This is a genomic window from Pseudomonas sp. NPDC087639 (genome assembly GCF_044743385.1).
Taxonomy (GTDB): Bacteria; Pseudomonadota; Gammaproteobacteria; order Pseudomonadales; family Pseudomonadaceae; genus Aquipseudomonas.
In genome coordinates, this window is record NZ_JBIUWI010000013.1 from 67,801 (window position 1) to 91,315 (window position 23,515).

Annotated in this window: 13 protein-coding genes; 5 read left to right on the plus strand and 8 right to left on the minus strand. The window is 57.2% G+C overall.

Features of this window, described 5'->3' with window-relative positions:
• Window positions 1-27 precede the first annotated feature (27 nt).
• Window positions 28-894 carry a carboxylate/amino acid/amine transporter gene (locus ACIOVB_RS08335; protein ID WP_401266599.1) on the plus strand — a complete coding sequence of 289 codons (867 nt, stop codon included), beginning with the start codon at window positions 28-30 and terminating at the stop codon, window positions 892-894.
• Between the two features lie 107 nt (window positions 895-1,001).
• On the opposite strand, the gene ACIOVB_RS08340 is transcribed toward ACIOVB_RS08335, so the two are convergent.
• Complete coding sequence (locus ACIOVB_RS08340; RefSeq protein WP_187681263.1) at window positions 1,002-2,300, minus strand: mechanosensitive ion channel family protein; 1,299 nt, start codon at window positions 2,298-2,300, stop codon at window positions 1,002-1,004.
• Window positions 2,301-2,491: 191 nt separating this feature from the next.
• Between ACIOVB_RS08340 and ACIOVB_RS08345 the strand changes: the two genes are divergently transcribed.
• Window positions 2,492-3,832 (plus strand): DEAD/DEAH box helicase, encoded by a 1,341-nt coding sequence (locus ACIOVB_RS08345; RefSeq protein WP_038358505.1) that lies wholly within the window; start codon window positions 2,492-2,494, stop codon window positions 3,830-3,832.
• A 55-nt stretch (window positions 3,833-3,887) separates the two neighbouring features.
• On the opposite strand, the gene ACIOVB_RS08350 is transcribed toward ACIOVB_RS08345, so the two are convergent.
• The 3 genes from ACIOVB_RS08350 to ACIOVB_RS08360 all read right to left on the minus strand — a co-directional run bounded on the left by ACIOVB_RS08350 (window position 3,888) and on the right by ACIOVB_RS08360 (window position 5,616).
• Window positions 3,888-4,487 carry a hypothetical protein gene (locus ACIOVB_RS08350; protein ID WP_401266604.1) on the minus strand — a complete coding sequence of 200 codons (600 nt, stop codon included), beginning with the start codon at window positions 4,485-4,487 and terminating at the stop codon, window positions 3,888-3,890.
• A gap of 12 nt (window positions 4,488-4,499) precedes the next feature.
• The gene (locus tag ACIOVB_RS08355) at window positions 4,500-5,084 is read right to left on the minus strand and encodes a papain-like cysteine protease family protein (RefSeq protein ID WP_401266606.1); all 585 of its coding nucleotides are present in this window, start codon (window positions 5,082-5,084) and stop codon (window positions 4,500-4,502) included.
• Window positions 5,085-5,340: 256 nt separating this feature from the next.
• Window positions 5,341-5,616 (minus strand): hypothetical protein, encoded by a 276-nt coding sequence (locus ACIOVB_RS08360; protein ID WP_064388340.1) that lies wholly within the window; start codon window positions 5,614-5,616, stop codon window positions 5,341-5,343.
• Window positions 5,617-6,054: 438 nt separating this feature from the next.
• Here ACIOVB_RS08360 and ACIOVB_RS08365 point away from each other — a divergent pair, with 438 nt between their 5' ends.
• A complete protein-coding gene (locus tag ACIOVB_RS08365; protein WP_401266609.1) occupies window positions 6,055-19,476 on the plus strand; it encodes a hemagglutinin repeat-containing protein in 13,422 nt (4,473 codons plus the stop codon).
• Window positions 19,473-19,775, plus strand: a complete 303-nt coding sequence (locus tag ACIOVB_RS08370; protein WP_401266612.1) for a hypothetical protein — start codon at window positions 19,473-19,475, stop codon at window positions 19,773-19,775. Before ACIOVB_RS08365 ends, ACIOVB_RS08370 begins: the two co-directional genes overlap by 4 nt.
• A gap of 76 nt (window positions 19,776-19,851) precedes the next feature.
• Here ACIOVB_RS08370 and ACIOVB_RS08375 read toward each other — a convergent pair whose 3' ends face one another.
• Window positions 19,852-20,586 (minus strand): DUF899 domain-containing protein, encoded by a 735-nt coding sequence (locus ACIOVB_RS08375; protein WP_401266613.1) that lies wholly within the window; start codon window positions 20,584-20,586, stop codon window positions 19,852-19,854.
• A 175-nt stretch (window positions 20,587-20,761) separates the two neighbouring features.
• Between ACIOVB_RS08375 and ACIOVB_RS08380 the strand changes: the two genes are divergently transcribed.
• The gene (locus ACIOVB_RS08380) at window positions 20,762-21,154 is read left to right on the plus strand and encodes a transcriptional regulator (protein ID WP_401266616.1); all 393 of its coding nucleotides are present in this window, start codon (window positions 20,762-20,764) and stop codon (window positions 21,152-21,154) included.
• Between the two features lie 122 nt (window positions 21,155-21,276).
• Here ACIOVB_RS08380 and ACIOVB_RS08385 read toward each other — a convergent pair whose 3' ends face one another.
• From ACIOVB_RS08385 to ACIOVB_RS08395, 3 genes are all read right to left on the minus strand, one after another.
• The gene (locus tag ACIOVB_RS08385) at window positions 21,277-22,146 is read right to left on the minus strand and encodes a DUF6279 family lipoprotein (protein WP_401266617.1); all 870 of its coding nucleotides are present in this window, start codon (window positions 22,144-22,146) and stop codon (window positions 21,277-21,279) included.
• Window positions 22,147-22,222: 76 nt separating this feature from the next.
• Entirely contained in the window at window positions 22,223-22,939 is a 717-nt protein-coding gene (locus tag ACIOVB_RS08390) for a TorF family putative porin (protein ID WP_401266619.1), read from the minus strand.
• 216 nt (window positions 22,940-23,155) lie between these two features.
• On the minus strand, window positions 23,156-23,344 hold the full coding sequence (locus ACIOVB_RS08395; protein ID WP_016985943.1) for a hypothetical protein: 189 nt from the start codon (window positions 23,342-23,344) through the stop codon (window positions 23,156-23,158).
• Window positions 23,345-23,515: the final 171 nt, after the last annotated feature.

The following is a 23,515-nucleotide window of genomic DNA, read 5'->3' on the forward strand; positions in this document are numbered from 1 at the left end:
TCGCCGCCATTCGAAACAGAGGCGATCATGGGCTATCTACTTTTTGTCACGCTGATCCAGGCGTTTTCCTTCAGTCTGATCGGCGAATACCTTGCCGGTCATGTCGACAGCTACTTCGCGGTGCTGGTACGTGTGCTGCTAGCCGGGCTGGTCTTCATCCCGCTGACCCGCTGGCGTTCGGTGGAACCGGCGTTCATGCGCGGCATGCTGTTGATCGGCGCGTTGCAGTTCGGCGTGACCTACGTCTGCCTGTACCTGAGCTTCCGTGTGCTGACGGTGCCGGAGGTGTTGCTGTTCACCATCCTCACGCCATTGCACGTAACCCTGATCGAAGATGCGCTCAACCGCCGCTTCAACCCGTGGGCACTGATCGCCGCATTGGTGGCGGTAGGCGGCGCAGCGGTGATTCGCTTCGACCGGATCAACCCGGACTTCTTCATGGGCTTCCTGCTGCTGCAACTGGCCAACTTCACCTACGCCGCCGGGCAGGTGTTGTACAAACATCTGGTGGCGAAACACCCGAGCGATCTGCCGCATTATCGCCGCTTTGGCTACTTCTACCTCGGCGCACTGGCGGTGGTGCTGCCGGCATTCCTGCTGTTCGGCAAAGCCAACTTCCTGCCCGAAGCGCCGCTGCAATGGGGCGTGCTGCTGTTCCTCGGTCTGGTCTCGACGGCGCTGGGCCTGTATTGGTGGAACAAAGGCGCGTGCATGGTCAACGGTGGCACGCTGGCGGTGATGAACAACCTGCATGTACCGGTGGGGTTGCTGCTGAACTTGCTGATCTGGAATCAGGATGAGGAACTTGGACGGTTGTTCTTCGGCGGGAGCGTGATTCTGGCGGCGGTGTGGATAAGCCGTTTGGGCATCCGCAGATCTCAAGCCGCCGCCTAACCCCTGTAGGAGTGAGCCTGCTCGCGATAGCGGTGGGTCAGTCATCATTGATTTGTCTGACCCACCGCTATCGCGAGCAGGCTCACTCCTACAGTAGATCGGTGGTTTTACATGAGATGTTTTTGCGGCTCTGGAATGCTGGCCGCGCCGAGCACCGCCGGCAGCATTCCCACACGCAAATCCCCGCCACTCGGCTGCTGATACAGGCTCAAACCAAACTCCGGCAACACCGCCAGCAGGTAATCGAAAATATCCCCCTGAATCCGCTCGTAATCGGCCCACACCGTGGTGCTGGTGAAGCAGTAGATTTCCAGCGGAATGCCCTGCGCCGTGGTTTGCATCTGGCGCACCATGCAGGTCATGTTCGGTTGCACCTCCGGGTGACTCTTCAAATACGCCAAGGCATAAGCGCGAAAGGTGCCGATATTGGTCATCCGCCGACGGTTGGCCGACATCGCCGCCACATTGCCCTGTGCTTCGTTCCAAGCCTTGAGTTCGGCTTTCTTGCGGCTCATGTAGCCGGTCAGCAGATGCACCTGGCTCAGTTTCTCTTCTTCATCGTCACGGATGAAACGCACGCCGCTGGCGTCGATGAACAGACTGCGCTTGATCCGCCGCCCGCCGGACTGCTGCATGCCGCGCCAGTTTCGGAACGACTCGGACATCAGCCGCCAGGTCGGGATCGACACAATCGTCTTGTCGAAATTCTGCACCTTGACCGTGTGCAGGGTGATGTCGACCACGTCGCCATCGGCGCCGACTTGCGGCATCTCGATCCAGTCGCCGACGCGCAGCATGTCGTTGCTGGTCAATTGCACACTGGCGACGAACGACAGAAGGGTGTCCTTGTAGACCAACAGAATCACCGCCGACATCGCACCCAGACCCGACAGCAGCAACAGCGGTGAACGGTCGATCAGCGTGGCGACGATGATGATTGCGCCAAAAACGTACAAGACCATTTTCGCCAGTTGCACGTAACCCTTGATCGAGCGGGTGCGGGCGTGTTCAGTACGGGCGTAGATGTCGAGCAAGGCATTGAGCAGGGCGCTGATCGACAGCAACAGGAACAGGATGGTGAACGACAGCGCGACGTTGCCAAGGAACGTCATCGCGGTTTTGCTCAGCTCCGGCACCAGATGCAGGCCGAACTGGATCACCAGTGACGGCGTCATCTGCGCCAGACGCTGGAACACCTTGTTGTGGCGAAAGTCGTTGAGCCAGTGCAGTGCCGGTTGGCGACCGAGCATGCGGCTGGCGTGCAGGATCAGATAACGCGCCACTCGTCCGAGCACCAGCGCGAGCACTAAAAGCAGGATCAGCGCCAGGCCGGATTGCAGAAACGGATGCTGTTCGAGGGTGCCCCATAGGTCTTGGGCTTTGAGCCAGAGCTGTTTGAAATCCATAAGAGAAACGATTCTTCTATAAGACGCGATGGGCGATTAGAGCATTTAAGACGCTGCGTATTACCGTAAGAGACAAATCGAGCAACAAAAAAGCCACTGATTAGCACCGTTTGTATAAAGAAACTCGGCCTGAGCGCTCGAAACCGGTAATCTATGCAGCTGTTTTTTTGCATATCTTCGAGGTAGCACCCGTGTTTTCCCAATTCGCCCTGCACGAACGCCTGCTCAAAGCTGTGGCCGAGCTGAAATTTGTCGAGCCAACGCCTGTGCAAGCAGCGGCCATTCCGCTGGCGCTTCAGGGGCGTGACCTGCGGGTGACGGCGCAAACCGGTAGCGGCAAGACTGCTGCTTTCGTCCTGCCAATCCTCAACCGCCTGATTGGCCCGGCCAAGGTTCGCGTCAGCATCAAGACCCTGATCCTGCTGCCGACCCGTGAACTGGCTCAGCAAACGCTGAAAGAAGTTGAACGCTTCTCGCAGTTCACCTTCATCAAATCCGGCCTGATCACCGGCGGTGAAGATTTCAAGGTGCAAGCGGCGATGCTGCGCAAGGTGCCGGACATCCTCATCGGCACCCCGGGCCGGATGATCGAGCAACTCAACGCTGGCAACCTCGACTTGAAAGAAGTTGAAGTGCTGGTGCTCGACGAAGCCGACCGTATGCTCGACATGGGTTTCGCCGAAGACGTGCAACGTCTGGTCGACGAATGCCCGAACCGTCAGCAGACCATGCTGTTCTCCGCCACCACCGGCGGCTCCGGTCTGCGCGAGATGATCGGCAAAGTGCTGAACAACCCTGAGCACTTGCAGCTCAACGCGGTCAGCCAGTTGAACTCGACCACTCGTCAGCAGATCATCACCGCCGACCACAACCAGCACAAAGAACAAATCGTGAACTGGCTGCTGGCCAACGAGACCTATCAGAAGGCCATCGTTTTCACCAACACCCGCGCCATGGCCGACCGCATCTACGGCCGCCTTGTGGCTCAGGAATACAAGGCGTTCGTGCTGCACGGCGAGAAAGACCAGAAGGATCGCAAACTGGCGATCGATCGTCTGAAGCAGGGCGGCGTGAAGATTCTGGTGGCCACCGATGTGGCGGCCCGCGGTCTGGACGTTGATGGCCTGGACCTGGTGATCAACTTCGACATGCCACGCAGCGGCGACGAGTACGTGCACCGCATCGGCCGCACCGGTCGTGCCGGTAACGACGGTCTGGCGATCTCGCTGATCTGCCACGGCGACTGGAACCTGATGTCGAGCATCGAGCGCTACCTGAAGCAGAGCTTCGAGCGCCGCACCATCAAGGAAGTCAAAGGCACCTACGGCGGACCGAAAAAGGTCAAGGCCTCGGGCAAAGCCGTCGGCGTGAAGAAGAAAAAGACCGACGCCAAGGGCGACAAGAAGAAAACCGCCGCCAAGACGCCGACCAAGCGCAAGAGCGTCAACCGTCCGAAGCCGGATTCTCTGGTGAGCAGCGACGGCATGGCGCCGCTCAAGCGCCGCAAGCCGGCAGAGCCTGCGGCTGAGTAAGTCGTTTCAGGCGCACATAAAAAACCCGGACAGTGTCCGGGTTTTTTTTCGTCCATCAGTTGCCTAACTGGCCACTGGTGTCGGCGTCAAAGCGCCGCTTGGCTTGATCCGCTGCCGGTTTCAGTGCGGCGAGCAGTGTTGCTTCGCTGTACAACCGCGTGGTCGCCAGTTCTTTCGGTGTCGGCTCGATCGGGATCAGCACGTCTTCACCGTCGGCATGCAGCCAGATCGCGACAACGTGCAGGGCCGAGACAAACAGCACGCGCAGCTCAACGGTTTTACCCTGCAATTGCGGCGCTTGTTCTGCCAGTTTCAGCGCACCCACCGTAGCAGCGGCGTGATCGCCGTGGTTCAGCGAGGCAAACTCGACATGCCCGCGAACCTCGGCCAATTGTGCATCGGCAATCGTCACGCCATCGGCGAACACCAGGTAATGCCAGTCGCCGAGGCGGGCATCTTTCAGGCCTTTGCCGTGGCTCAGGTCCTCCAGATTCAGCGAGTAGCCACGGTACGCCTCGCTGAGGCTGATTTTTGCAGGTAGCGCATTGGCGAACTGGCGATTGGCGCCAAAGCCTTGGGTTTGCAGTGCCGCTTGCAGCGCCGGGCGCAAGGTCTGTACGCCGTTGGAAGGCGCCTTTGGATAAGTCAGTTGCATGATGTCGCCCTCCTAGTTTTTCACGGTGAAGTAAGTGTGGGTCCAGTTGCCGCCGCCGTTGTAGGCGCGGGGGAACGCGTTCAGCGCACGGGTCGAATATCCGTAGATCGAGTCCGCGACCAACACGTAATCGCCATTGGTGCCGTAGATCGTCAGAAAATGCGCGCCGCCACCGTACCAGGCGCAGCGCAAGCCGACCGGGCGGCCCATGCTGATCTGGTTCTGAATGGCCGACATCTGCAGCGAACCCTGATTCATGCCGTTGTAGCTACGGGTGGTTTGCAGCGCCGAATCCAGATAGCCGTAGACGTTGCACGGTCCCGGCTGATTGCAGCAATTGCGGTCGAGCTGAGTGCTGGCCACGCCGCACTGCGTCCAGTTTCCGGTGCCGTAATAGTTGCCGACCGAGGCGGACACGGCGGCCCAGCACCAGTTGGTCTGAGTCTGCTTCTGCATGTTGAAGTTGAGGCTGCCGGCGGCGAGGGCGCTGATTTGTTCAGTGGCTTCGACTTCGGCGAGTTGCGGGTCGAGCAGGTGACCGGCCAGGCACCTTGGCAGTGATTCGCCGGTGAATTGTGTTGCTGCTGTGGTTAACATTTTTCAATCCTCCATGAGTGAAAACAAGCGTCCAGCTTGTATGGGTGTTGCGGTGTTGCCGAGCGATCGGTGTTCACGGGTTGCCATTTCATATGGCGGATTCCGATCTCGTTGCTCGATGTAACCGTAGATGCGGATATGCGTTAATGCAAATAAATAAATGCATAAATGCATTTTCAAGGGCGAAAGATCGCAGCCTTCGGCAGTTCCTACAGGGTTCGGTGCAGGCGCTGCCGAAGGCTGCGATCTTTCGCTTTTAGCTTTCCGCTTTTTTCTCCGCCGTGCCCAACTCTTTCAACCGCTGATCAATCAACTGGCATTTGTCCGGCAGATCCGCACTGGCCGTGCCCAGATCCATCTTCTGCAACTCGGCGTTGATCTCCTTGGCCTTGGCCGGATTCTGTTCGGTGAGCTTGGCGACTTCCTTGGCCAGCTGTTCGCGTTTGGCGGTGGCTTCTTCCGGCGTACAGGCCCAGACGGGCAGGGCGCAGGCGAGGGTGGCGGCGAGAGTGAGCTTGATCAGGGTTTTCATCGGGGTAGGCCTCAGTTCCGGTTAAGGCGGGTTAATCGGTTGAGGGGCCACGGTCAGGAAAAGTTCAGTGCCACGTGCCTGCCGACACACGAGCGAACGATCAACGTGGCGATTTTGCTCAAGAAAATCAAAATCATGTTGCTGCGTCGTTATCAGAGCTATTTCGCAAACAGGCAAATAATCAACTTATTGACGTCAGGATGATGGCAATCTACCATTGCGCCATCAAATTGACATCGGCGTGTGATTTCGAGGGATCGGAAAAGCTTATTGCGGCTGCCCTGCAAATATTTTCGCAACGCTCTCAGTGTTCTGAATGCAGCGCACATTTATCTCCTTTCGATGCTCGCACTCTCCCGGCGTTTTCTGACCGGGCGGAAATCGCTTTGTCTGTCGATTGCCTCGCTTCACCTTGCCCGTTGCATAGAGATCTTCAACATGGATGTTCGTCAGTTCGCCTTGCTTGCTCGTCAACCTTCTGCTGCCTTGAAAACCCGCGAGTGTTTCCTGGGCATGCCGAAACGCGGCCTGGCGTTCCTGTTGGCAAACGTGATGTTCTGGCAACCGATGTGGGCGCAGGCCGACGGCATTGTGGTGGCCAACCCCAATACCTCGCTGGATCGCGCCGGCAACGGCGTGCCGATCATCAATATCGCCACACCCAATGGCAGCGGGCTGTCGCACAACCAGTTCCATGATTACAACGTCGGTGCGCAGGGCATCATTCTCAATAACGGATCGACTCAGACCACCGCCACGCAATTGGGTGGCCATATCATCGGCAACCCGAACCTGAAAAACAGCGGTTCGGCGCAAGCGATCCTCAACGAAGTCATCAGCGGCAACCCGAGCCAGTTGCGCGGTTACACCGAGGTGGCGGGGCAGTCGGCGCGGGTGATCGTCGCCAACCCGTATGGCATTACCTGCAACGGTTGCGGTTTTATCAACTCGCCACGGGTGACCTTGACCACCGGTAAACCGGTGCTCGACAACGGTCGGCTGGATCGCTTTCAAGTTGATCAGGGCAGCGTCGCTATTGAAGGCGCGGGACTCAACGCGACCAACGTTGACCGTTTCGAAATCATCACCCGTAGCGCAAAGATCAACGCGCAACTGCAGGCGCAGAACCTGACGATTGTCGCCGGGCGCAACGACGTCAACGCACAAACCCTTAATGCCACGGCGCGGGCCGACGACGGCAGCAGCAAGCCGCAACTGGCGATCGATTCTTCGGCGCTGGGCGGCATGTACGCTGGGGCGATCAAACTGGTTGGCACCGAGGCTGGGGTCGGGGTGAAACTTGACGGCAAGCTGATTGCCAGCGGCGGCGATATCCAGCTCGACGCCAATGGACAACTGAGTCTGATCGACACCTCGGCCACCGGCTCGGTCAACGTCAAAGCCGCGAGCCTTGATGCACGCGGCCCGGTTTACGCCGGCACCGTGCTCAACATACAAACCCAGGGCAACCTGACCAACCGCCAGACCCTCGCGGCTCGCGACAGCATCAGCCTCAGCGCGGGTGGCCAACTGACCAACGCCGGCGCCATCGAAGCCGGCGTCAACGTCGACGGCAGCCGCAATGCCAGCGGCGACCTGAGCCTCACGGCACAGAACCTCGACAACACCGGCAACAGCCTCACCGCCAGCCGCAATCTGACCGTCAACACCGCGCAAACCCTGAGCAACCAGGGCGGCACGCTCAGCGGGCGAACCGCCGTCATTAGCGCCGGTACCCTGGACAACAGCGATGGTGGCAAGGTGCAGAGTAGCGCCCACCTGAAACTGAATGCCGGCCGGGTGAACAATGCGCGTGGGGTGATTCTCGCCGACACGCTCGACATCAACGCCCTGAGCCTCAACAACCGGGATGGTGTCGTCACCAGTGACAGCGATCTTCACCTGACCCTGGAGCAGTCGCTGGACAATCATTCGGGTGAAGTGTCCAGCGCCGGTGTTTCCCGAGTGGACGCAAACCGAGTGGACAACACGTCCGGCCTGATGACAGGTACCGATAAGTTGACCCTGACAGTGAAGAACGACCTGACCAACCATCTTGGCGTACTGGGTGCGGGAGGTGGTTTGCAGATCAATGCCGACAGCCTGGACAACAGCAACGCCGGCAAGATCCTCAGTGAGTCCGCCCTGGATTTACGGGTTAACAGAGTGTTGGACAACCGTAACAACGGGCTGATCAGCGCCGGCAATACGCTGCAACTGCAGGCCGTCGACGTTGACAACCGCGGTGGCAGTCTGACCGGTAAACAGCGGGTGGCCTTGACCAGCACCACGCTGGACAACCGTGGCGCCAGGCTCACGGCTGGCGGTGATCTGCAGTTGCGGGTCGACCAGTTGGACAACCGCCAGCAAGGCCTTGTCAATGCTCAGGGGGCACTCGATTTTCAGGGAACACTGCTCAACAATCAGCAAGGTGTACTGGGAGCCGTCGGCCCCTTGTACCTCAAAGTGAAAACACTGGATAACGCTGGCGGGCGGATTTCCAGCAGCGCCGATCTGACGGCGCACGCAGACCGTTTGAGTCAGCAATCCGGGAAGTTGATGGCGTTGGGTAATCTCAGCCTTTTCGGGACTTATCTGGATAATCAGTCAGGTGGTCTGATCGGGGCGACAAAAGCGCTGAAGCTCAATGTCGATGTGCTCGACAATCGGGGTGGCGAAATTTCTGCCGGCGCGAATATTGATGTGTCCGGCATCCAACTGGATAACAGTAACCAGGGCAAAGTCCTCGCGGGTTCGGATCTCGGGCTTCAGGTCGCGCGCGTCATCAACCAGGCTCAAGGGTTACTGCGTGGTAAAGGCGCCTTGCTCATCAAGGGCCAGCATCTGGATAACACCCAGGGTCAGCTTCTGGGACAGCAAAGTGTAAACATTGACCTGAGCGCTGAACTCGACAACACCCGAGGCAAGTTGGCCAGTGCCGGGTCGCTGGTACTCAATTCTGGCGCAGCACTGATTAATCAGGAGGGTGTGCTGACCTCCGAGTCTGGCGTGTCGATCAACAGTGCGAGTCTCGATAACCGTGCGGGTGAAATCAGTTCCCGGGCGAATGTGAAGCTGGTCACCGGCGATCTCGATAACACGCTGGGTGGTCGCTTGATCAGCAACGACCGACTGGACCTGGTGGCCGGACAGGTCAGCAATGGGCTGGACAGCCGCATCGCCAGCGATAACGCCTTGATCGCCAGTGTGACTGGGCTGGATCAGCAAGGTGGGCAGATGTTCAGCAAGCATTCGTTGAGTCTGGACCTCAATCAGGGCCGGTTGAACAATCAGGGGCTGATCAACGCCCCTTTGCTCGTGCTGAAAAACCTTGCGACGGTGGATAACCACACCGGTGAGATCTCCAGTGCCCAAGGGTTTACCCTCAACGCCGCGAGCCTGGATAACAGCAACGGCAAACTCATCAGCAATCAGGCTCTGACGTTACGGATCGAGCAGGCACTGGTGAATGCCAAAGGTCTGATTTCCGCTTCTGCCTTGAACCAGCACAGCGCGAGCCTGGACAACAGCGATGGCTTGTTGAGCAGCCGTGGTGAGCTGAATGTTGACGTTGATGATGAGTTTGTTAACCGCAACGGTTCGGTCGTTGGCGATGGTTACACACGACTGACAGCGCAGCAGCTCAATAATGACAACGGCAAAGTGTCCAGCAAGGACGACCTCACTGGGCGTTTTATTGGTGTTAGTAATCAGAGCGGTTCGTTGACCGCCTTGGGCATGCTCAAGCTGGATGCGGGTACTTTGCACAACCAGAAGGCAGGCCTGTTGGGTGGGGTTGCCGGTGGCGTCCTGAACATTGGTGCGCTGGACAACCGGGGCGGGGAAATTACCAGCAACGGCTCCCTCGAACTGACGGGGCAGACGCTGGACAACAGCGACTCAGGCCAGATATCCGCCTCGGGCTGGCTGCACCTGACGGTAGATGAAGTGCTCAACCGCAACAAAGGTCACATGTCAGCACAGACAGGGCTGAGCCTGTTGGGTACTACGTTGACCAATACCGGTGGCAGCTTGAGTAGCCAGCAGAATCTCGATGTGCAACTTCTCGGCAATCTTGATAACGGACAGGGAGAACTGAGCAGCGAAGGACTGTTGACGGTGAGCGCGGCCAGCCTGAGTAACCGACTCGGCATCCTGACCAGCGCTCGTAATCTGGCAGTCAGTACATCGCTGGGGCTGGACAATCAGGCCGGCGAGATTGTGACCGACGGCGCCTTGAAGTTGCAGGCGGGTCGCGTCGATAACAGTCATGACGGCACGCTCAGCAGCAAGGCTGCGATGGTGATTGGCACTGGCGATTTCAACAACAGCAATGCAGGCAACGTCAGTAGTACCTCAACGCTCGATATTCGCGCAGAGCAACTGAGCAATAACGCGGGTGGACGCATCACCAGCAGCGGTGACTTGAATGTCAATGCCAGCGGCCTCGATCAGCAAGGGGGCAAGCTGTTCAGTGAAGCATCGGTCACTCTGGATCTGAACGGTGGTCAACTGGATAACCGCCGCGGGCTGATCAACGGCCCATTGCTCATGTTGAAAAATCTGAAAGCTGTCGATAACCGCGACGGTGAGATTTCCAGTGTGCAGGGTTTTGCTCTGAATGCTGAAAGCCTGGACAACGACAACGGCAAGATCCTCAGCCAGCAAGGTCTGATCTTGCGCATTGAGCAGGTGGTGAACAACGCCAAAGGGCTGATCGCAGCTCAGTCGTTGAGCGGGCATGCGGCCATGCTGGACAACGAGGGTGGTACGCTTTCCAGTCGCAGCGACTTGACGCTGGGTGTTGATGGATTACTCATCAATCGCAGCAAAGGGCTGATCACTGCTGACGGCAACCTCACCCTTATGAGTAACGGTCTGGACAACCAGCAAGGGACGTTGCTGGGCACTGCCATCGGCATCGATCTGGGCAGTGTGGCTGCCGATCTGAACAACGCGGCAGGTTTGATCACGACGACGGGCAAGCTGAGCATCAAGCACCTGCGTGACCTCAATAACCAGGGCGGAGAAATCTCCAGCAGTCAAAATCTGCAGTTGGGTGCACGAGTCCTCGATAACGGCAGCGGTAAACTGATCAGCAGTGACACCCTTCAACTGACAGCTGACAGTCTGATCAACCAGGGAGGCCTGTTATCGGGATGGCGGGGTCTTGGCGTTGCTGCAGATGACTTGGATAACCGTAACAACGGCACGCTCTCCAGTCGCGATGGCAATGTTGATGTGCAGGTCGCCAATGCTCTGCTCAACAGTGCCGGGGGCGCGCTGGTCAGCCACCAGGCGCTGACGGTTGCAGCCAACACTCTCGACAATCGGGACAAGGGCATTGTGTCGAGTGGCGCAGGGCAGGTCCTCACGATCGGCGCAGCGCTGCGCAATGGCCAAGGCGGCCTGATCAACAGTGCGACGACACTGAGCCTGCAGTCCCAGGCCGTGGATAACGTCGGCGGGACGATCGGCGCTGGTGGGGCGATTGATATCACCACTGCAACGCTGGATAACACCTCCGGAACCTTGATCGGCAAGGATGCGCTGACCCTGAGTCTGCTTGGGGTGTTGACCAATACCCAAGGCAAATTGGCCAGCGCAGGCGACTTGCTGATCCGTGGGGCCAGTCAAGTCGACAATCAGGGAGGGCAACTGGCAAGCCAGAACTTGTTGACCCTGTTGACCGGCGGCCTGGACAACCGTAATCGAGGCACTGTTGCTGCCGCACAGGCGCTGGATATCCGCGCCGACGGTGGTGTGCAGAACGGTAATGGGGGGCTGATTTACAGCCAGAAGGCCGGTTTGCAACTCAAGGCGGCCAGTCTTGAGAACGCCGACGGCGCGGTGCAGAGCGAAAAGGGTCTTGTGCTCGATGTGAGCGGGAACCTCGACAACCAGCGCGGCAAGATCATTGCCCAGTCGGGCGATGTCACCCTGGGCGCCACCTCCGTGGATAACCGTGGAGGGACGCTCGCCAGTCTTGCTGGCACTCTTGAAGTACAGACCACAGGCGCCCTGCGCAATGGTTACGACCTGAGTCAGAACCGCCAGGGCGGCATCATTCAGGCGCAACGCCTGAGTTTCACCAGCGCCAGTCTGGATAACAACGGTGGCCGCGTTTCCGCGCAGAATAATGACATCTCCATCACCACTGGCAATTTCGACAACCGTAACGGTGGGCTTTATGGTCAGGGCGCTGTTCGCATTTCGGCCAACGATTTCCTCAATACCGGCCAGGTAGCAGGCCGGCAAGTCGATTTCAGCCTGACCGGCGCGCTGGATAATCGTCTTGGTGTTATCGAAAGCGATGGCCAGTTGAAGGTCAGTGCCGCGAGCCTGAACAACCAGGGCGGACAATTGCGGGCGTTGGGTAAAACAGGCAAAACCGAGTTCCAGATTGGTGGGCTTTTCGACAACCGCAATGGTCGTCTCGAAACTGCGAACTATGACCTGACACTCAATGCCGGCAACTTCCAGAATGCGGGCGGCCATGTATTGCACGCGGGAACCGGTACATTTGATATCAGCATGGCCAACCTCACGCAGGCGGGCGGTGATCTGCTCACCCGTGGTGGCCTGACACTGGCTGCCGACAGCTGGACCAACAGTGGCGTGATCCAGGCCGGGCGTCTGACGGTCAACGTCAACACGCTCAATCAGACAGCGGGTGGTCAACTGCTGGCCTCCGACAGCTTTATCGGCAGTGGTGGAAACTGGAACAACGATGGGCTCATTGCCAGTGATGGCAGCCTTGGATTGACCCTTGGCGGCATGTACAGCGGCAACGGTCGAGCCAGTAGCAAGGGCACTTTTGCCCTCGGTGCCGGGCAAGTGAATCTGACTGCAGCTGCCAGTCTTGCCGGCGGGGACGCCACCACACTCAGCGTCGGTGGAGTGCTCGGTAATCAGGGTCGAATCAGTTCGGCGGGTGGGCTGACCATCAATGCAGGCGGGGTGAACAACTACGGCACCGTGGCCAGCAATCAGAACTTGCGGCTCAATGCCGGCAACGTTTTAAACGATCACGGGTTGCTGTTCAGTGGCACAGCCATGTCCCTGCTGACCAATGATCTGGTCAATAAATATGGCGACGTCTACAGCATGGATAACCTGACTGTCGCCAGGGACGACGCCGGTAACTGGGCCAATCGCCTGGAAAACATTTCTGGAAATATCCAGAGTTCGGGCGACATGTTGCTAAGGGCCTCCACCCTGGAGAACCGCAAGGATTTCTTCAAGGTGACTTCCCAACTGACTTCAGGGGCGATCGGCCTGCGCCAGACTGGCAATCAGTCCGGCCATATGGTTTTGATGGAGAACTACGAAACCAAGGTCGAAGCCGACTCGGCCGCGGCCAATATCTCTGCGGGTCGCAATCTCGACATCTCGGGTGGGAACCTGACCAACTCGGCATCGGTGATCACCGCCGGTGCGAACCTGACCGCCAATCTTTCCAACTTCACCAACGCCGGCGCGACGCTGGGAACTTACTCCACACTCAAGTCCTTTGCGCTGCCGGAGGTCCGCAAAGACAAGGCAATCATCCAGCTGTGGCGCTCGTTCATGGAATACAACGCGGTCAATGATCCTTCCTACAAAGGGCCGGTTGGCAAGCAATTGGCAGCGTTTCGCTCTTGGGATGTGAACTGGAACGAGTCAGTGGTGACACCTAGAGTGTCTGTCGCAACCGGGGGGAGCCAACACACAAATATCTATTTCGGCTGGAAACATTACACAAGCTCGAGTGGCCCGGAACAATTCCGCAATTATTCGCCAGCGCCGGCCTATAACAAGGCCAACCCGGCGCCGCTCCCGGCGGCGGTGCAGAACGTCGCGTTCTTCGACACCAAGACCATCACCGGCCCTGGTGTGGCAGGTGATGCTACCGCCGTCGTTCAGGCGGGCGGCAGTCTGACAATCAATGCCACGAAAAACCTGACCAACAGCGTCGAACGAGCAGGCCAGCCGGTTTCTCTGAAGAACGGCCGTACGTATGAATCCACCCTGCCTGGCGCTCCGTCGGTAACGGTCATTAACGTACAGTCCCATTTGCCACCGGATCTGGCACAGCAACAAGTCAACCCGTTAACTCTCTCGGGATTCACCTTGCCGCAAGGCCAGAACGGTCTGTTTCGCCTGAGCGGCCAAACGTCGACGGTGGCGGGTAACACCGGACCGGATTTGCGCATGGGCAGCGCGACGATCAGCGTTGGTAAACACGAACAAGGATTTCCCGCCAGACCGGTGACTGCGATCAAGGCAGTGGATGCCGCTTCAACTGCGGCAAGCAGCCTTACGATTGCTCGGGTCGGCCAAGGCTTCGATGTCGACGCCGCCGCCTCAAAACTCAGCGCGGCAATGACCGACAACAGCGTTACTCAGACAGCCATTCCCAAGCGTTCGATGACAGCCGCCGATTCGCCTTTCAGGGCGCAGAACCTGACCCGGGTGCAAGGTTTGCCAGATACCAGTGTGCGCAGCAATCCGCACAAATACCTGATTGAAACCAATCCGGTGCTGACAGACCTCAAGCAGTTCATGAGCTCGGATTACTTGCTGGCCAATCTCGGCTACGACCCTGATATCAGCGCCAAACGTCTGGGCGACGGTCTGTACGAGCAGCGATTGATTCAGCAAGCCGTTGTCGCCCGCACCGGGCAACGCTTTATCGATGGCCAGACATCGGACGAGAAACTGTTCAAATACTTGATGGACAACGCCATCAAGAGCAAGGATCAACTCAATCTGGCACTGGGCGTCAGCCTGTCGGCCGAACAGGTGACAGCGCTGACCCATGACATCGTGTGGTTAGAAAAGCATGAGTTGAACGGAGAGTCCGTGCTTGTCCCTGTGCTTTATCTGGCACAGGCCAACAATCGGCTGGCACCCAATGGTGCATTGATTGCCGGTAACGACATCAACTTGATTGCCGGACAGGATCTGAACAACGTCGGCACGTTGCAGGCAACCAACAACCTTTCGGCCATTGCGGGGAACAACCTGGTCAACAGTGGACTGATTGAGGCGGGCAATCGTCTGGATCTGCTGGCGACAAATGATCTGATCAATGCTGCAGGCGGGATCATTTCCGGTCGCGATGTCAGCATCACCGCCACCCAGGGTGATCTGATCAACGAACGCAACGTCATCCAGAGCCAGACCACCTTCGGCGGCACGACGCTGCAACGCAGCTATCTCGATACCGCCGCCAGAATAGAAGCGGCAAACAATCTGAGCCTGACTGCGGGAAGAGATGTCAGCAACCTCGGTAGCGAGATCAAGAGCATTGGCGATACGACGATCAAGGCTGGGCGTGACGTCAATATCACGGCCCTTGAGCAGCATGACGGTCTGAGTATCGGATCGCATTCGCGCACCAGCACGGTGGTGCAGAACGGTGCAGTCGTGGACGTGGGAGGTAATCTGAAAGTCAATGCCGGTCGTGATATCACCGCCATTGCAAGCCAGATAGCTGCCCAACGCGACATTACGATGGCGGCCACCGGTGACTTGACCCTTTCCTCGGCAGCGAACGAGCAGCACACCTACAACAAGAGCAAAAAGGTCACCACTTCAACGGACAAAATCACCCAGATTTCCACGACGGTGCAAAGTGGCGGCAATGTTTCCCTGAGCGCCGGTAATAACATGGAAATTGTCGCCAGCCGGATTGAAGGTGCTGGTGACGTCGATATCGATGCCGGGCGGGATCTGCTCGTGACCTCGGCCAAGGACGAGGATGCTTCGTCCTACCTCAAGAAAAGCAAAGGCTCATCCGGTCGCCGCAAGACGACCCAGAAGGAAAGCTACGACAGCACCAATGTCGCCTCGGTGATCGAGGCCGGACGCAACCTGACCGTCAACGCCAGCCTGTCGGACAAGGGCGGTGTTTCTCTGGAGGGAGGGCACGATGTCACCGTGATCGGCAGTCAGCTGAAAGCCGGAAACAATCTGGTTCTGGGGGCGATGAACGATATCTCGGTGCTCTCGGCGACTGACGAACACAGTGATTTCAGCAAGACCACCAAGAAGGGATCTTTCGGTCTTTCCAAAAGTGGCAAAACTACGGTCAACAGCAGCACCACCCAGATCGCCAGCGAGTTGGAAGCGGGCAATGACATCGTTGTCGCCTCGGGTAAGGACTTTCTCTTGCAGGCCAGCACTGCAGCGGCGGGTAACGACGTTGAGTTCCGCTCTGGTCTGGTGGACGACACGGGTGACATCAATCTGATTTCGGCCAACGACACTGACTACAGCCGCAGTGAAGCCTACAAAAAGAAAACCGGTCTTTCGGTGTCGGGTGGTTTCCTGTCCCTTTCTTCAGCCAAAGAAGCGGGGCGGCAGGGGCAGGGCAGCACCAGTGTGGGCAGCATGGTGGTGGCGGGGCGAGACACGATTCTCAGTGCCGAGCGCGATATCAATGTACTGGGTAGCGGTATCGATGCAGGACGCCATGTCAACATGGACGCTGGTCGTGACGTCAACGTGATGGCTGCTTCCGATGAGCGTGCCGAGCAAGCATGGTCGAAGTCCAAGCGTGCGGGTATCGGCATTTCCAGCGATGACAACGGCGTTAGCATCTTTGCCGGTGCAGAGGGTCTTAAGGAAAAGAATCGTCTGGAACAGAAGACCGGTGCTGCCAGCCAGATCAGTGCGGGACAGGATCTGGCCATCAACGCCATGCGTGATATCAACCAGATCGGCTCGGATCTGCAAGCCAATAACGATATCGACCTGAATGCCGGGCGCAACATCAACATCGATGCCGGGCGCGAAACCCTGTTGGTAGAACAACAGCGCGAAAGCGAGCGCAACGGCCTGGGCGTTCGAATCGACCACAACTATGGTCAGACGAAAGACGCGGTCAACGGTGCGGGTAAAGGCGAGGACAATGTCAGCAAAGGCTCAAGTACCCTTAAAGCAGTGGACGGCATCAGTCAGTTCCTCTCCGGGCCGACAGCCGACGTCAAGTTCGGTAACAGCAAACAGAGCAGCAGTCAGCAAACCATCGAGCAGAGCAGCCGATCGTCGACGTTGAATGCAGGCAACGATCTGAACCTGAATGCCAAGAATGATGTAACGGTAAAAGGTTCGAAATTCCTGGCCGGACGCGACATCAACGTCGTCGGGCGTGACGTCACTTTCGATGTTGCCAAGGGCAGTGTCAGCCAGGACAGCACACAGCGTGAAAGCTGGGGCGGCATCCATGGCGGCACCAGTGGCGGCTTCAAGATCGGCATCGGTGGCAGCTACGGAGTTGCCACTGAAGACGGCTCGCATGGCACTTCTACGCCGACTCAACTGGGGGCTGGCCGGGATGTCAATCTGCAAGCTGACCACGATCTGAATCTGATCGGCACTCAAGTCACTGCTCGCCGTGATATCGAACTCAACGCCTTCAACGATCTCAATATCCGCTCGGCTCAGAACGACAGCAACAGCGAAAGCAACCGGCATAACGGTGGCGGTGAAGTGGGACTGGTCTTTGGTTCCGAGGGTGTTGGCGTCTACGCCAGTGTCAGCATGGGCAAAGGTAATCTGGAACGCGAGGGCGAGCGCCAGCAGGAGGCCTACCTCTACGCCGGAGACCGGCTGGGCTTCACCAGTGGCAAGGACACCAATATCGCCGGCGCCACGTTGCGTGGCGATGAGGTCAATGGTCGCGTGGGCGGGGATCTCAATGTCTCTTCGGTAGCCGACACTGGAAAGGTAAAAGGCAAAGAGTTCGATATCAGCGTCACCGCCACTATTGGTCCGGGTGCAGGTGTCAGTGGTTCGGTCGGGTACGGCCAGACGACAGGCAAGACCAACTGGATCGAACAGCAAACCACCATTACTGGCAAAAACAAGGTTGATATCCGCACCGAAAATCACACCCAACTGGACGGTGTGCTGATCGCTGCCGACAACGGCAATCTGAAACTGGATACCGGCACGCTGGGCTTTAGTGACATTGCCGGCTCGGATAAGGAACACGGCTACTACCTGAACGTCGGCGGTAGCTACACGGCGGGTAAAGGCAGTGGAGCCCAGGATGCCAGCCAGACAGGCAAAGGCAAGGAAGGCGAGAGCGGCTGGAGCGTCAGCGGCTGGAAGTACGACAAGGATCGCGAACAGATCGTACGAGGAACCGTCGGGGCCGGCGAAGTTGTGGTGCGTCAGGACGCCGAGACCGGTAAGGATTCGACTGTCGGGTTGAACCGTGATGTCGACAAGGGCTACGAAATAACCAAGGACAAGGAGTCACGTACAGATCTGTACGTGAGCAAATCCTCGCTTGAGGCTGTGGCGGATCCTTCCGGTACCTTGAAGGCCTGGGCAGAAAAAATAGAGAACTACGGCGACGCTACACAAGGTTCGTTTGAGGCTGCGCTCAGCCTGATTACCGGCCCGGTCAACGTGGTTGGCCAGGCCTGGACCAATCTTCAGGCACAGCGGGTATCGCTGGATGACGTACCTGCTTCGGCGCGCGAAAGGCTGGGTGACGATCTAGCCTTGGACATCGCCAAAAATCTGGTTCGAAATGGCAGGGATCCGGGCGATGTCAATAACCTGAAAAAGGAAGACATCGTTGCAATCAAAGAATACGCGAAGGTATTTGCCGCATTTTCTTCGGCGCAAGCGGCCTGCGAAGCGTCGGGAGAGTGTGCCAAGGGTGATAGCGCACCGAATAATTGGGATTCGGTTCATTACCGTGATACTGACAAAAAAAATCTACAGACTTGGTTGGGAAGCACGGCACCGGGTACTCCGGGGGCTGTGCTGTTATTGCGCGCTGACAAGTTGCAGACTTATCTGGACGGTCTCCCCAAAGAGCAGGCCCAGTTGCTGGCGTTGGGTATCCAGGCGGCCATGGGGCCGGCAAAAGCTGCTATCGGTCTTGCAGGCAATGTTCTGATCAACAAGTTGTTCGGCGACAAAATTGAGGCGATGAAAGATAACCTGGCTAAAACCCTGGCCAGTGAACTAAGCGGTGAGGCCAAGGACGGCCTGGTGGAAAACGATAACCGCCTCAAGAAAATGTTTGAGTTAGGTGCAAACTCTCGTGATGGCGGTGACGCCTATGTTCGAGGCGCTGCGACGCTACTGAACATTGCCTTGGGCACCGCAACCAACATGGCAGGTAGCGTCACGGGCAAGGTCTTCAGTGTCGTCGGTGGCAAAGGGACTACCGGCGGGAAAGTCTCTGATCCAATTACGATCGATTCGAAGCATCCTGACTGGGCAAAAGAGTTTGGTGATACGCCGGGCAAAGGATGGGTAGACGGGCCGACGAGCAAACCACCTGTAGCTTCTGGGCATGGCGACGGGGCGAAGCCTCATGTCGAGGCCGTGGTGAAGGTCGAGACTGCCAAATCTGTCAAAGGCAGTCATGAATATGAACTGCTTAACAACCCTGCTGCCAGAAGCCCCAACACCCGGTATGAGCTAGATAATGGCAATACCTTCACGACCAACAGTAAGGGTATGGTAGAAGAGCTGACGTTCACTCCGACCAAAGAGAAGGTGCCTCGGGATTCCAGGCAGACGGAGGCTGGTAAAGAAGGCCGTGACACTGACGTGGGCGGGCATGTTCAGGCGTGTAGCAATGGCGGGACATGCGATAAATACAATCTTTTTCCTCAGGACAAGAATTTCAACAATTCAGCCTACAAAGTGTTCTATGAAAACAGAGTGAAGGAAGCCCTTGATGATCCTGCCCGAACTGTAGGGCCTACTACGGTCAGGTTTGAGCGTGCTGATCCCGGCTCAGTGCGACCTGATTCGTTAGTATTGACGTACGTTATTGACGGTAAACCCAAAACCGTGACTTTTAAAAATGAACCTCATCAAATTCCGGAGGTAATAGAGTGATTACAGAAGACTTCGAACTCGTTAAGTCAATTTTTGAGCTGGTAGAGACCGGAATTGTTCACGGTTACGACGCCTTTCGATATAGCGTTGAGTGGGGGGGGAACTATATGGAGACCGACCTCGCTGTGGAAAAAAATGGCTCAGAAATTTGGGACGCTGAAACTGATTTCAATAACTCGAAAATCTATGCGCTTGTAGAAAAATTACACGAGAATGCGGTCGCTCGCGGCGAACCATGGACATCCTTTGTCCTGTCTTATCGCGAAGGCGAACAAGTCAAAACAAAGTTCAACTATTAAACGGTGATGCGTAGTCCAGGCATCCAGGATGCAGCGGGCGGTATTGCCGGCCGCTGCTTTTCCTTTGATTTGCTGATTATCTCTGGTTGCAGCAACTTGAAACCTTTTCCCCTTCATACCGATCATGATGCCGCACCCACTCCATGATCTCGTCTTCATTCCTGCCCTTGGGCGTCAGATCGAGGTAGTTGTAGGCGCCCACCAACATGTCCAGCCCACGGGCATACGTTGAGTAAGTGTGGAAAATCCCACCTTTATCATTCCGATAAAACACGGTCAGCCCCGGCATTTCTTCCTCGGCGCTGTCGGTTTTTTCGTAGTTGTACGTAGCCTTTCCTGCTTCGGCGTCTTTGGCCCGGCTGCACACGCCAAAGTCGTAATTGAAATCGCAACCTTCCGACGATACCCAGTCAAACTTCCAGCCCATACGCCGTTTAAAGTCCTGAAACTCGTTGAACGGTGCATGGGAAACAGCTACCACCGAAATATCATGATGCGCCAGATGCTGGTTGGCGCCGTCGATATGGTCGCTGAGAAACGAGCACCCTGGGCAGCCTTCCTCCCAATCCTTGGCGAACATGAAGTGGTAGACGACCAATTGGCTGTTCTTGCCGAACAGGTCAGCCAGTTTCAATTCGCCGTCCGGGCCTTGAAAGTGGTAGTCCTTGTCGATTCTCACCCAAGGCAATGCGCGACGTTCGGCGCTGAGGCGGTCGCGCTCCCTGGTGAAGGCTTTTTCGTGATCGAGGTGTTGCCTACGGGCGGCGAGCCATTCTTCGCGCGACACCACCGGATGATTCTCGACGTTCATGATGATTTCTCCTGCGGGGTTGAAACCGTCTGTTTCAGACTAGTCGTTTAACCGGCAGGGAATTCGACAGACCGCCGGTCGGTCGGGGCGAGAAATGCGGCTGAACGGCTGCGGCACGCTCGGGTCACAACCTTTGACAGCGCCATTAATTACGCGCACCGGAGGTTGAATCAGGATGACGACTTACAACTGGGATTTGATTGAGCGCTTGCTGCATGAAGTGCAGAACAGTGCAGGCAAAAGTTTCGCTCCTCGGAAATACGCGGAGGACTACGCGGCGGAGAAAGCCAGCGCGGGCGAGCCGATCGAGAATCTGGATGGCCTGAAAACGCTGGCCAGCGATTATGAAAGGTTGCTGCTCTTGCGTGGCTACATCGCACCGCGTCCAGATGAAGAGGGCGCCACAGGAAGCAATTTCGTGCTGACGCCGCGCGGTTCCAGCCTGCTGAGCCTGATCGACAGCAGCATTCCCGGCAACGATCATCCACGCCAAGTGCTGGATGAGCAGGAGGATGCGCTGGCTGAGGCGACGTTTGATGAAGTGGCTTCAAAGGCGCAGATTGCCTGAGTTCAAAGATATCCCCATGTGGGAGCGAGCCTGCTCGCGAATACGGTCTGTCAGTGACATTTGAAGTAACTGATGCACCGCATTCGCGAGCAGGCTCGCTCCCACATTGATCTTCGTTTTGTTCAGGTTTTTTGCGCCGCTTTGAGGCATTTGAGGTCGTTGAAGTCTTTACGCACGCCTTCGATCTTCTTCAACAACCGCTGACGTTGCTGCGGTGTACTCTCCGCCATCAAATCAACCGCCAGCGATCGTCCCTGCGCCTCGGTGTCAGCAAATGCCTTGCGGTAATCCGCCGTCCATAAACGCTCGCGATTGACCAGAAGTGTCTCGATTCGTTGTGGGAACTCCGGACTCTTGCGCTGAGCGACGGCTGCGCTGAACTGTTGCTGCCAATGGGCACGATTAGCGATCCACTGAGTGTTCTGGTCGCCCAGCGTCGTCGACCAGGCCATGACCCGCTGTTCTTGCGTGGTGCTCAACGGTCCCAGCCAATCGTTGAGGCGTTTGACCATGCGCGCACTGCGTTCGGCGATCTGCTGGGTCAGCGGCGGTTTCAGGTATTCCTGCTGGCGCTTGCGCAGATCCTTGGCAAATGCGTCGTTCATCTCGGCGACTTGTTTGTCATCCAGCCCTTGCAGCAACTCGATAGCGGACGGGGTGATCTCCCGCGCGGTTTCAGCAATGGCTTTTTTGGCTTCCTCGGTGCGCGCCGCAAGTGCGGCGTCAGTCACCTGGTTGGTCTCGACCATCGTTTGCAAGCGGTCGAGCCAGTCGAGATAGCCCGGCAATTGCGTGGTGCAGTGCCAACTCAGGTGTTCCTGAAGGCGTTCGTTGAACCAGCCTTTCTGCTCGCCGTTCATGTCCAGGTAGTCGCTGAGCGTCCACGGAATGATCACGTCGAGATTGCGATAGGCCAGGCCTACGCGGCTACAGGCGCCGAGGGCGAGGGTGAATATCAGCAGGGCAACAATGTGTTTGAACCAGCGAGACATGGGCGAATCCTTGCGATGGCCAGCCTTGGGGTCTGATTCTTATGTGAACGCAGAATGAACCCGGCAGTTCAGCCGATCAATAGAACGCGCGCTCGGCTTTGAGTGTGACGAGGCCGTCGCACTCGCTGTTGTGCCCGGAGTAGGCCGAGCAATCGCTGCCACTGAGGCTGGAATTGCTGTAGATCAGGTCGAGATTGACGCCCATGACCGGCCGGGAAAACTTCACCGACCAATCGTTGAAACTGCTGACATAACCACCGTCTACCGCCACCGGAGTGTTTAGTTGGTGAGTGGTGTACTTCATGCTCACGCCAATGCCGAAGGGTTGATTGCCGCGCAGATCGGCAAACAGCGTGTTGTTCTGTTTATCCGGATCGTTGCTCAAGGCAATGCCGAATCGGCTGCCGAGCAGGGTCAGACCACCGAACAACTCCTGGCTGTCGAGGGTGTCCACTTTGGGATAGCTGTAGTGGATCATCCCCACTTCGTAGCCGAGGGCTTGATCGAAGGGTTGTTTAAAACCGAAGTAGGAGTCGATTTCGAGGTTCTTGCCCGGCGTAATGCCCATGCTCGGCGCGTACTGGCCGACATACAGGCCACTGTCATGACTGAGGTCTAGTCCGCCATGAAACGAGCCGGTGGACGCCGGTTTGACCAGTCCTTGCGCCATGCTGCGGCTGGGCGTGGTGCCGAGTTTGAGGTCGAAGTCGCCCAGTTCACGCTGGAAAATCTGCGCGTGCGCAGTCGTGCAAGCCAGCAGGCCTACGAGCGATAAACAGGATGTTTTGCGCATGCGTCACTCCATTAACAGCGAGCGCAGGGCGGCAAGCCTGCTGAAACGCTTGATCTAGACGCGTGCAAGGATACCGGCGAATGCGCGGCATTGATGGCCGTTCGTCGATTTGCAAAGAATGGGTGAGTGATTTATTTAAAGCGGAGGGGGATTTTGCGGTGCCAGTCCAGGCGCTTCGAAGCTCAAAGCGCATATGGACGGGTGTATTACCGGGTGTTACTTCTTGCCCAGGCTGATCTGCTTGGACGGGCCGAACGTCTGGCCGCTGACGCCTTTGGCAATTTGCTGAATCTCGCCGCCGGACTTGAGGAACGCGGCGATCTGATCGTTGATCGATTCGCTGGTTTCAACGGCTGGAGCTGGCTTTGCTTTGCTGGTGGATGCTTTTACACGCATGGCGGCCATTAACCTGTAGAAAAGTAACTCGGCCAGGCATCGTACAGTAATAACTTGACAATTGCTTGGTAAATATCCCCGGGAATAACCAACCTCCATGGTGGATTATTCTCGATTCAATTTTCGAAATAACCGGCTAACCTGCTGTTTTAAATAAGATCATTTATATTTTTCGGTGCT